The organism is Empedobacter sp. UBA2044, assembly GCF_002333005.1.
In the GTDB taxonomy this organism is placed as follows: domain Bacteria; phylum Bacteroidota; class Bacteroidia; order Flavobacteriales; family Weeksellaceae; genus Empedobacter; species Empedobacter falsenii_B.
This window is the reverse complement of record NZ_DDBA01000059.1, coordinates 114,691-126,252: the sequence shown is the minus strand read 5'-3', so window position 1 is coordinate 126,252 and position 11,562 is coordinate 114,691. Positions and strand designations below refer to the sequence as shown.

General features: G+C 33.0%; 9 protein-coding genes. 4 read left to right on the top strand and 5 right to left on the bottom strand.

The window, feature by feature from the left end; translation table 11 throughout:
* Positions 1-89: 89 nt before the first annotated feature.
* The 4 genes from B4E59_RS10870 to rpmH all read right to left on the bottom strand — a co-directional run bounded on the left by B4E59_RS10870 (position 90) and on the right by rpmH (position 3,046).
* On the bottom strand, positions 90-905 hold the full coding sequence (locus B4E59_RS10870; RefSeq protein ID WP_291052922.1) for a 2OG-Fe(II) oxygenase: 816 nt from the start codon (positions 903-905) through the stop codon (positions 90-92).
* 10 nt (positions 906-915) lie between these two features.
* A complete protein-coding gene (locus B4E59_RS10865; protein ID WP_291052919.1) occupies positions 916-2,031 on the bottom strand; it encodes a glycosyltransferase in 1,116 nt (371 codons plus the stop codon).
* A gap of 80 nt (positions 2,032-2,111) precedes the next feature.
* On the bottom strand, positions 2,112-2,804 hold the full coding sequence (locus B4E59_RS10860; RefSeq protein WP_291047124.1) for a cell division ATP-binding protein FtsE: 693 nt from the start codon (positions 2,802-2,804) through the stop codon (positions 2,112-2,114).
* An 83-nt stretch (positions 2,805-2,887) separates the two neighbouring features.
* Positions 2,888-3,046, bottom strand: a complete 159-nt coding sequence (gene rpmH, locus B4E59_RS10855) for a 50S ribosomal protein L34 (protein WP_019974979.1) — start codon at positions 3,044-3,046, stop codon at positions 2,888-2,890.
* A 364-nt stretch (positions 3,047-3,410) separates the two neighbouring features.
* Between rpmH and gyrA the strand changes: the two genes are divergently transcribed.
* Together gyrA and B4E59_RS10845 are read left to right on the top strand one after the other, a co-directional pair.
* The gene (gene gyrA / locus B4E59_RS10850) at positions 3,411-5,984 is read left to right on the top strand and encodes a DNA gyrase subunit A (RefSeq protein WP_291047125.1); all 2,574 of its coding nucleotides are present in this window, start codon (positions 3,411-3,413) and stop codon (positions 5,982-5,984) included.
* Positions 5,985-5,987: 3 nt separating this feature from the next.
* Positions 5,988-7,184 (top strand): tetratricopeptide repeat protein, encoded by a 1,197-nt coding sequence (locus B4E59_RS10845; RefSeq protein WP_291047126.1) that lies wholly within the window; start codon positions 5,988-5,990, stop codon positions 7,182-7,184.
* A gap of 82 nt (positions 7,185-7,266) precedes the next feature.
* Here the strand turns inward: B4E59_RS10845 and surE are convergent, their stop codons facing one another.
* Positions 7,267-8,034: a 5'/3'-nucleotidase SurE gene (surE, locus tag B4E59_RS10840; RefSeq protein ID WP_219033704.1), complete on the bottom strand. Its 768-nt coding sequence runs from the start codon at positions 8,032-8,034 to the stop codon at positions 7,267-7,269.
* Positions 8,035-8,227: 193 nt separating this feature from the next.
* On the opposite strand from surE, the gene B4E59_RS10835 reads away from it, so the two are divergent.
* The gene (locus B4E59_RS10835) at positions 8,228-10,300 is read left to right on the top strand and encodes a carboxy terminal-processing peptidase (RefSeq protein ID WP_291047127.1); all 2,073 of its coding nucleotides are present in this window, start codon (positions 8,228-8,230) and stop codon (positions 10,298-10,300) included.
* Positions 10,300-11,412: an ABC transporter permease gene (locus B4E59_RS10830; RefSeq protein WP_286477497.1), complete on the top strand. Its 1,113-nt coding sequence runs from the start codon at positions 10,300-10,302 to the stop codon at positions 11,410-11,412. The genes B4E59_RS10835 and B4E59_RS10830 overlap by 1 nt, the downstream gene beginning before the upstream one ends.
* Positions 11,413-11,562 lie beyond the last annotated feature (150 nt).

The following is an 11,562-nucleotide window of genomic DNA, read 5'->3' as shown; positions in this document are numbered from 1 at the left end:
CAAAATCGTACAAAAAGAAAAACAGTACAAATACGAATAAATGTCCTGTTTAAAATAAAATTTGATTTGTCTAATCCTGTTTCATTTTTTCAGGACGTTACATAAATATGCGGATTTTCCACTACTCCTTTTTTAAATACTTTTCTAACGCCCATTCTTAGTGCGTTATCAACTTGTAAAACTTGATCCAAAACCTTTTGCTCTGGACGACCTCTAAATGAAGTCACATGAAAAGAATCTGTTTCTCTTAATGGTTCTTTAGAAAAATAATAATTTGAAACACATTTTCTAAAACCTTCAAACTTTATTGGAGAAACCGAATGCAAAGAATCATTATGCGTTGCCATTACCGCTAATCGATTGAATTTACTAAAAATCGTAATTTGATCATTTTTCAATCCATTTGGCCAAACTTCTAAATTACCACCATATTCTTCTTTCCAGTCTGGCGTTACATAATACAATAAATTCAACACACGCCACAATTCTCTTTTCGCATCGTGAGAATTATCCAGATGAGGCTGCAAAAATTGACGATTTCCCATCATAGACAAACCTCCAGCATACAAAGATGAATCTGGAATAGGTTGTTTTATTTCGCAAATCTCAGCAATCAAATTTACGATTCTCTCATCTTGAAAAGCATAAATAATTTCCTCTAAAATAGGATGATATTGATTCATTTGAACTGCAATATATTTATCTTCTTTCAAACTTTTTTTCAACACCATTTCTTTTTCTTGTGGAAAAACTTGATTTATCTCCAAAACTGATTCTTCTGGTAATAGATCATCAACCCAAAAATAACCGATCTTATCTTTGCTACTATTGTATTGTTGACTTATTTTTTCCTTTTGATCGATTAATCGTTGTAAAATTATATCTGCGAATTGATTTCTGTTCATAATCATAAAGTTAATTAAAAATTTGTTTCAAAATAATTTCGGCATTCAATTTATCATTCAAATCATATTCAAGCGTATCAATATATTCTTTTGACCCTAAAAAAGGTTGATTTTTTAAATGATTAATAGCTTTTATCAGCTCTGATTTATTCGAAACTTGAACACAAAGTCCACTAATTTTCTCATCATCTATCACATTTTCATTTATTATCGAAAAACGACTATTAAATAATGCATTTATCACTTTTAGTTTTGTTCCAGATTCCTGAAAAGACCAGGCTATATTAAGATGTGCTTTTTCGAAAAGATTTTTTAAATGATCAAAATCTTTCAATTTAACAAATTGTATATGTGGATGATTTTTAATTTTTGCTTTTACCCAATCCTCTCTGCATCCTGACGCAATAACGAAAGAATAATCAATTTCTTTAAAAACTTCTATCAAGAAATCGACTACTTTACAATTGTCCGAAGCTCTCAAATCTCCGTGATACAAAGCAAATTCTCCTTTTTCACTTAATGATTGAAAAGTTTCATTTCCATGAAAAACAGGTACAAATTTTCCTTTATTATATTTTTCTTGAATATAATTTTGTTCAAATTTAGAAAGTGTAAAAACTTCATCAAACTGGTGGATAATATTTTCGTATTGGATATATTTTTTTGCCTCAATATAAAACAATGCTTTTTTCACTAGATTCTTTTCGCTTTCAGCCAATCCGGAAAAATAATTTTGCTCAATATTATGTAGTCTCAAATATTTAGAATAACCTTCAAGAGTATATTTATTCAAAATAAATGTTGTTTTTAGACTTTCAAAAAAAATAGGAGCTTTCAACGATTTAATTCGTTCATACAATAATTTGCTATCCCTCGATCTTACTGAAATAGGATATTTCTGAAAAATATAAAAAGGCTTTTGATGTATTGGATAAAAATAAACTTCTTTAGCATATTTTCTTAAAACATCGCTTTCTATTTCATTAAACCCAAACAGATGTAAATGAATCTCAACCCCAAGTTGATGAAATGCTTTCAATTTATAAAAAACATCTATAACACCTCCATAATTGGGAGGAAATGGAACATCCATACTTATAAAATGAAGCTTATTACCTTGATACATTAGTCAGTTAATTATTTAACAAAAAAAAGAGTCTACAACTAAGTAAACTCTTTCTTCAAAATTATATTGTGTAATTTATCTTATTCGGATATCGCTTCCGCAACTTCAAATAATCTTCCGTCTTCACAACGCACTTTACGCGCAGGATAGCGACGAATAATTTCATAATCGTGTGTAGCCATCAAAACTGCACAATTATTATCTTTCGATACCGACAACAATAAATCCATAATATCATTTGACGTTTCTGGATCTAGGTTTCCTGTAGGCTCATCTGCTAAAATTAATTCAGGATGATTTAATAAAGCACGAGCAATAGAAACACGCTGTTGTTCTCCTCCAGAAAGACGGAAAGGCATCATTTTCTTTTTTGACAACATCCCTACCGAATCTAAAACCTCATCAATACGTTTATCGATTGTAGCCTTATCTTTCCAACCTGTTGCTTTCAAAACGAACGTTAAATTTTGCTCAACTGTACGATCTGTTAATAATTGGAAATCTTGGAAAACGATTCCTAAATGTCTTCTAAGATCAGGAATTTTACTTGTTTTCAATGATTTCAAATCCATTCCAACCACAGAACCTTGTCCCGATTGAAGTGGTAAATCACCATAAAGCACTTTCAACAAACTACTTTTTCCACTTCCTGTTTTTCCAATAAGGTAGACAAATTCTCCTTCATTAAGTGTAAAATTAACGTCAGATAATACTAAATGATTTCTTTGATATATAGATGATTGACTTAACTCAATTACATTTTTAGCTTCCATACTTTTCTACAGTCTTTAAAACAAATGTAAAAAAAAAGCTTGAAAGAACGACCTTCAAGCTTATTTTTTATGAATTGTAGCGATTATCTTTTAGCTCTTACTTCACTAACAGTTAATGCTTTTCTTCCTTTCTTTCTACGAGCAGCTAATACTTTGCGCCCGTTTTTAGAAGCCATACGCTCACGGAATCCGTGTTTGTTTCTTTTTTTTCTGTTACTTGGTTGAAATGTTCTTTTACTCATCTTTACTAAGTTTCTAATCCATTACTCGAATGGGTTGCAAATATACAGTTATTATTATTAATTCAAAAATCAAATTGATAGAAAATTACAAAAAAGCTGAATTAATAGTAAACCGCGTTCCGTTCTACACTTTGTAATTTTCGAAGTGCAAATATAAAAACATTTTTTTGTTAAGCAAGAGAAAATTAAAACAATAACAATTAAAACTTATCAACAATATCATTTACGAGGATAAAACAAAGCTATTTTTAGAAGGATTAGAAAAGTTTCCTTAAAACTTTCATAAAACATCAAATATCTTGTTTTTATCAATCTTTTTTTAGCTTAAAATTCGTATATTAGCCACCTTATATAACAAAACAATATGACTGAAGGAGAAAGACTAATCCCAATTAACATTGAGGATGAAATGAAATCCGCTTACATCGATTATTCGATGTCGGTAATCGTATCTCGTGCGCTTCCGGATGTGCGTGATGGCTTAAAACCTGTACACCGTAGAGTATTATTCGGAATGTATGAATTAGGTGTTTTTTCTAATCGTTCTTACAAAAAGTCGGCACGTATTGTAGGGGAAGTTTTAGGTAAATTTCACCCACACGGCGACAGTTCTGTTTACGACACAATGGTACGTATGGCGCAACCTTGGTCTTTGCGTTACTTATTAGTTGACGGACAAGGTAACTACGGTTCTGTAGATGGTGATCCACCTGCTGCAATGCGTTATACTGAAGCAAGACTTCAAAAAATTTCAGACGAATTATTAGCTGATTTAGATAAAGAGACAGTTGACTTTCAACTAAACTTTGACGATACTATCCAAGAACCTACTGTATTACCTACTCGTGTTCCAAACTTATTAGTAAATGGTGCATCTGGTATTGCGGTTGGTATGGCAACAAATATGGCGCCACATAACTTAATAGAAGTTATTGACGGAACAATTGCATACATCGACAATCGTGAGATTACAATTGACGAATTAACACAATACATCAAAGCGCCAGACTTCCCAACAGGAGGTACTATCTATGGCTATGATGGTGTAAAACAAGCTTTCGAAACTGGACGTGGACGTGTTGTTTTACGTGCAAAAACTAATTTCGAAGAAGTACATGGTCGCGATTGTATTATCGCTACAGAAATTCCTTACCAAGTTAACAAGGCAGATATGATTGCAAAAACTGCTGAGTTGGTAAAAGATGGTAAATTAGATGGTATTTCTGAGATTCGTGACGAATCTGACCGTAAAGGTATGCGTATCGTTTATGTCCTTAAAATGGATGCGGTTCCTAACGTCGTTTTAAATAAACTATATAAATTTACTCAATTACAATCATCTTTCAGTGTAAATAATATTGCGTTGGTAAAAGGTAGACCAGAGCAATTAAATTTGAAAGACATGATTTATCATTTCGTAGAACACCGTCACGAAGTGATTGTTCGTCGTACGGAATACGAATTGAGAAAAGCACAAGAAAGAGCTCATATCTTAGAAGGTTACATGAAAGTAATCGGAACACAAGATGATCTTGATCGTGCAATTAAAATCATTCGCGAATCTGCAACACCAGACGAAGCGCGCACAGGGTTAATGGAAGCTTTCGAGTTATCAGAAATTCAAGCACGTGCAATCTTAGATTTACGTTTACGTACATTGACTGGTCTTGAGATTGATAAAATTCGTGAAGAGTACGAAGAAATCATGAAAATGATTAACCATTTGAAAGATATTTTAGCAAACGAAGATTTACGTATGCAAATTATCAAAGATGAGTTATTAGAAATTCGTAAAAAATATGGTGACGAACGTCGTACAGATATCGATTACGCAGGTGGAGACTTAAATATCGAAGATTTAATTCCTGATGAGCAAGTTGTTTTAACGATTTCTCACATGGGTTACATCAAACGTACACCACTTTCTGAATACCGCAAACAATCTCGTGGAGGAGTTGGTAATAGAGCCGCTACAACACGTGACGAAGATTTCTTAGAGTATATGGTTTCGGCATCTAACCACCAATACATGTTATTCTTTACAGAAAAAGGAAAATGTTATTGGATGCGTGTGTACGAAATTCCAGAAGGTTCTAAAACATCTAAAGGTCGTGCAATTCAGAATTTGATCAACATCGAGCCAGATGATAAAGTAAAAGCATATATCCTTACACACGATTTAATGAACGAAGAATACGTAAATAATAATTACGTAATTATGGTAACTAAAAATGGTATCATCAAGAAAACATCTTTAGAAGCTTATTCTCGTCCACGTGTTAACGGTATCAACGCAATTACAGTTCGCGAAGGTGATACATTATTAGAAGCTTTATTAACAGATGGTAAATCTCAAATTATGATCGCTTCTAAATATGGTAAAGCTATTCGTTTCGAAGACGAGAAAGTTCGTCCAATGGGTCGTACTGCTTCTGGAGTTCGTGGTATCAATTTAGGAGATCAACCAGATAATGAGGTTATTGGGATGATTGTTGTCACTGATGTAGAAAAAGAAACTGTATTAGTTGTTTCTGAACAAGGTTACGGAAAACGTTCTTCTATCGAAGATTATCGTGAAACAAATCGTGGAGGTAAAGGTGTAACAACACTTAATATTACTGATAAAACAGGAAAATTAATCGCGATTGAAGCTGTTACAGACGAAGATGATTTAATGATCATTAATAAATCTGGAGTTGCTATTAGAACTGGTTTAGATGAAATTCGTGTAATGGGTCGTGCAACACAAGGTGTTCGATTGATTAACTTGAAAAAGAACGACGAAATCGCAGCAATTGCAAAAGTACAAGTTGAAGAAGAATTGGAAGACGAAGTAGAACTTGATGAAGAGGGAAATCCAATTGTTATAGAAAACACAGACGAAAACAACGAAACTCAGACAGAAGAAACTACTGTCGAGGATCCAAATAATGAATAATCAATGAAAAAATTATTATTTAGTTTAGGTTTAGTTTTAGCAATGTCAACGTCATTTGCTCAAACTAATACAGAAGAATTAACAACAGAACCTACCGTTTTAGCTGAAAAATACAATAAATCAGCAAAAGAAAACTTAGCAAAAGGTGATGTTACAAAAGCAAGTCAAGATTTAGCAAAATTATCTAAATACGAAAACGGTAAAGTTTGGCAAGTCAAAAATAAAGACTCTAAAAAAGACGAATTTTACTATTCTCAAGCCGATTTAGATAAAGCTACAGCTGGTGGTAATTACGCAAAAGCAAAAGAAGTTGCTTTACAACCAAAATATGGTTTTTTGTTGCAATCTGAAGTTTCTAATTTAGCAAACAAAGAATTAGACACTGCAAACAAAGCAATGGACGCAAAACAATTTGCTGAAGCTGGAACAAAATTCTTAAATGTTTTCAACTTAGTTGAAGCTTTAGGTACAAAAGAAGATATCTACAAATATCAAGCAGCAATCTGTTTTTACAACGCAGCTGATTATGACAAATCGTTAACGATTTTGAAAGAATTAGCAGCAAAAGGATTCACTGGGAAATCAGCTAATCAAACAAAAGATTACAACCGTGATATGTATGTTTTAGCACTTAATGGATTGTACAATGCGAAAAAATACGATGCTATCGTAGAAGAAGCAACTACAAAATATCCAAAAGATGCTGATATCAACAATATCGCAACTGGAATTTACCAAGTTTCTGGAAACTCTGATAAAATGATAAAACGCATCGAAGAAGCGATTAAAATTAATCCAAACGATGCACAAAATTATTACAACTTAGGAGTTTTATATTTAGATGACGCTTCTAAAGCAGAAGAATCTAAAAACTTGTTCAAAAAAGCGATTGAATTAAATCCTAAACATTTCGAGTCTTACAACAATTTAGTTTTAGCTATTTTACAACCAGACAAAGAAATTGTTGAAACAATGAACAACAATTTAGGAACATCTAAAAAAGAGAAAGAAATTTACAATGCAAACGAAGTAAAACGCAAAGCTTTGTTTACAGAAGCAGCTCCTTATCTTGAAAAAATGTACGAAATTCAACCAGAAAATCGTCAAGTTATTCGTAACTTAATTCAAGCTTACAAAACTTTAGGAAACGATCAAAAAGAAAATTTCTATCGTGACGCTGAGAAAAAATTAGTAAAATAATTATTTCAATATTTTAAAAAGAAAGGACTTCAATTGAAGTCCTTTCTTATGCTTTATAATTCTGAATGTAGATTTAACGAACTTAGAACAAATCCCAATTTCTTAAATCTGGTAAAAAATGATGCGCTGTCAAATCATAACGAACTGGCACAACCGAAACATAACCTTCCTCTAAAGCACGTTCGTCTGTATCTTCACCTTTATCAAGATTTTTAAACTCTCCACTCATCCAATAATACGTTCTTCCACGAGGATCTTCACGTTTATCAAATTTTTCTTCCCATTTTGCATCAGCTTGGCGACAAACTTTTATTCCTTTTATTTCATGTTCTTTCAACTTCGGAATATTAACATTCAACACTACACCTTTTGGTAATTTATGTTTTAAAACTTGATCAATAATTGTTTTAATAAATTCTTCTCCAGCTTTAAAATCAGCATTATAAGCAAAATCACACAACGAAAAACCAATCGCAGGAATCCCTTCTATTCCAGCTTCTACAGCAGCAGACATTGTTCCCGAATAAATCACATTCACCGACGAATTCGATCCGTGATTAATTCCCGAAATACATAAATCTGGTTTACGAGGCAAAATTTGCGAAACAGCCAATTTCACACAATCCACTGGCGTTCCAGAACACGCATACTCTTTTACATCTTCATCAACTTCTATTTCATCACAAAACAATGTCGAATTTATTGTCACCGCATGTCCCATTCCACTTTGCGGACTATCTGGCGCAACAACATAAACTTCTCCAAATCCTTTTGCAATCTCTATCAACGCTCTTATTCCAGGCGCAGTTACTCCATCATCATTTGTAACTAAAATTAGCGGTCTTTCCATATTTTATTCTTACTTTTATTCATCATTTTTACAAATGTAAAAAACTTCCTTCTAATTTCTTTTTTGTTTTATATTTGAAGGAGTCTTAAATTATTAATTTATATAATACCAACGCAATATGTTAATTAAAAAAACGTATGTATTACTATCGTTTTTATCAATGAGTTTGCTTGCTTTTTGCTTTTGCAAACCCATGTTAGACACAGATGAAGAAAGAGAAAAGTTAATCGTAAAAAATACACGAAACACTCTAACTTACCTACATTACAAACCTGCTACTGTAGATGATAAATTTTCGGAAAATGTTTTCAACAAATATTTAGAATACATTGATCCAAGCAAACGTTTTTTATTGCAATCTGATTATGATTTATTCAAAAAAGATTATCACAATTTAGATGATTATTACAAATCAGAAAACTTAGGTTTCTACAATTCAACTGTTGATACAATCTACAAACGTATTGCTGAAGCTGAAAAATATTCGATGGATGCCTTGTCAAAACCTTTTGATTTTAATCAAAAAGAGAATTTCAACATCGATTATAAAACATCAAAATTCGCGAAAGACAAGAACGAAGCAAAAGATTTGTGGCGCAAATATTTGAAATATAACGTGATGTTAGAAATCATTTCAATGCAAGACGAATTAAAAGGTCAAAAGAAAGATACATTAGACAACTCTTCTTCTATAAAACCTATAAAAGATCCTTTGGCAGATGAGAAAAAGAAAATCACAAAAGATACGCCTTTTGCAGAAGTAGAAAAGATGGCGCGTGAAGAAGTTAAAGACTTGATTTCTGACTATTTCCGTCGTATAAAACAAACAAAACGCGAGAACTATTTTTCTATTTACATGAACTCGTTCACAGAACAATACGATCCGCACACAACATACTTCTCTCCAACAAGTAAAGAGGATTTCGAATTCGAAATGTCTGGACAAATGGAAGGAATTGGAGCCAAAATACAAGACAAAAGAGGTTACGCTACAATTGCTGAATTAATTGTTGGCGGACCAGCTTGGAAGAGCAATAAATTAGAAGTTGGTGACAAGATCATTAAAGTTGCACAAGGGAAAAATGGTGAAGCTAAAAACATCGTTGGGATGATTTTAAGCGATGCTATTCGCCTAATTAAAGGGAAGGAAGGAACAGAAGTTGTCTTGACTATTCAGAAAAAAGACGGTTCTCAACAAACAATCTCTTTGATTCGTGAAGTGATTGAATCAGAGGAAGTGTTTGCTCGCTCATCTGTTATTACGGACGAGAAAGGAGATAAATACGGAATCATCTATTTACCTGAGTTCTACACGCCAATGGGAAAAGAAGGCGGACGTTATCCTTCGGATGATATCAAGAAAGAAATTGAAATCTTGAAGAAAGAAAACATCAAAGGTCTTGTCTTCGATGTTAGAAACAATGGAGGAGGTTCTCTTGAAGAGGTAGTTAAAATCTCTGGATTGTTCATCAATCAAGGACCAATTGTTCAGGTGAGACGTTCGGACGGAATGCTTAAAATTCACGAAGACAAAGATAATTCTATCGCATACGACGGACCTTTAGTAGTAATGGTTAACGAGCTTTCTGCATCTGCGTCAGAGATTTTTGCTGCAGCAATGCAAGACTATGGTCGCGCTGTTATCGTGGGTTCTCCGCAAACCTTTGGTAAAGGTACTGTACAAACAATCTTGCCTTTAGATCGTCAGTCGGGAAGTGATGAGTTAGGCGCTATTAAGTTAACAATACAAAAATTCTACCGAGTAAACGGAGGTTCTACACAATTGAAAGGAGTTCAGTCGGACATTGCATTAGTTGATCAATTCACTTACGAAGATATCAGCGAAGCTTCTCGTCCAGAAGCCTTGAACTGGGATCAAATCAAACCATTAGTTATTGCAAAATGGCCTTCTGCTTTCGATTTAGCGAAGATTAAAGCGAACAGTAAAACTCGTTTAGCGAACAATGCTCACTTAGCATTAATGAACGAAAGTTTCAAGTTCATCAAATCAATGGAAGATGTAAAAGAGATTCCTTTGAACTTAGAAGATTACAAAACGTACCGTAAAACACGCGAAGATAAAATCAAGAAATTTGAAGCTTTAGACAAGTATAAAAACAATTTCAAATTTACAATGAATCAAAACGATTTGGCAACTACAAAAACAGACACTGTGCTAAAAGCTAAACGTAACAATTGGTTCAAAGGAATGCAAAAAGACTTTTATTTAAACGAAGCTGTTAACGTTTTAAGAGACATTAAATAATGGAACAAGAAAACGGTTCATTTTCTCATATCGTATTCAATAAATTAAGAAAGAACACCCTTGGTGTTCTTTCTTTTAGTGTAATAGTATTAGCTGCAATCATTTCTATTTTTGCTTATGTCTTTGCGTCCGACAAAACGGAAAATGCAAACAGACAGGACCTAACCATTGCGTATTCACCTATAGGTTATCAGCAAAAAACAATCGAAATCCCCTTACCTAATTATTCAGGAAAAACGAACTTTTCTGATTTTATATTCGGCAAAGAGATCGATACCGAACAAATAAGTATCACATCTTACAAAAGAGATGGACAAAGCATTACTTATGTTCCATACATAGGAAACGGACTAAGTGGTGAAGCAGTAAAGATAGATTTGTCAACTTGGACAAAGCATAACATCAAAACGCAAGATATAGAGAAGGATTTTATCTACACAAAAATCTATTTACTTGGAACAGATTCGTACGGAAGAGACTTTTATTCACGATTAATCATCGGGACAAGAATTTCTTTTCTTATTGGGTTTATCGCTGTTTTCATTTCATTAGTTGTAGGGATCTCCTTGGGCGCTCTTGCAGGTTATTACAAGGGACGAACAGATAACATCATAATGTGGTTGATAAACGTTGTGTGGTCTATCCCAACATTACTATTGGTTATTGCGATTACCTTAGCTATTGGAAAAGGATTTTGGCAGATATTTATCGCAGTTGGACTAACGATGTGGGTAGAAGTTGCACGTGTAGTTCGTGGACAATTCCTATCATATAGAGAAAAAGAATTCGTAGAAGCAGCAAAAGCTTTAGGTTTTTCGGACACAAGAATTATCTTCAACCAAATATTACCTAATGTCATTGCTCCTATTATCGTTATATCTGCTGCCAATTTTGCTTCGGCAATTTTAGTAGAAAGCGGTCTTAGTTTCCTTGGAATTGGTGCACAACCTCCTACTCCGTCTTGGGGAAATATCATCAAAGAACATTATAATCATATTATTTTAGGGAAACAACATTTGGCAATTCTACCGGGATTAGCTATTATGTTATTGGTTCTTGGATTTAATATCTTTGGAAATGTATTAAGAGACATTATGGACATTAAGCAGTAATAAGCTTATAAAGTTTTGTATTTTCTTTTTCTAACCACTTTAAAACTCAGGTTATATATTCATCTATGTCTCTATGTGGTTAATTTTTTATCTTTTTTAACCACATAGAGACATAGGTTAAATATTTATAAAGATTAGAATAGACTTTTA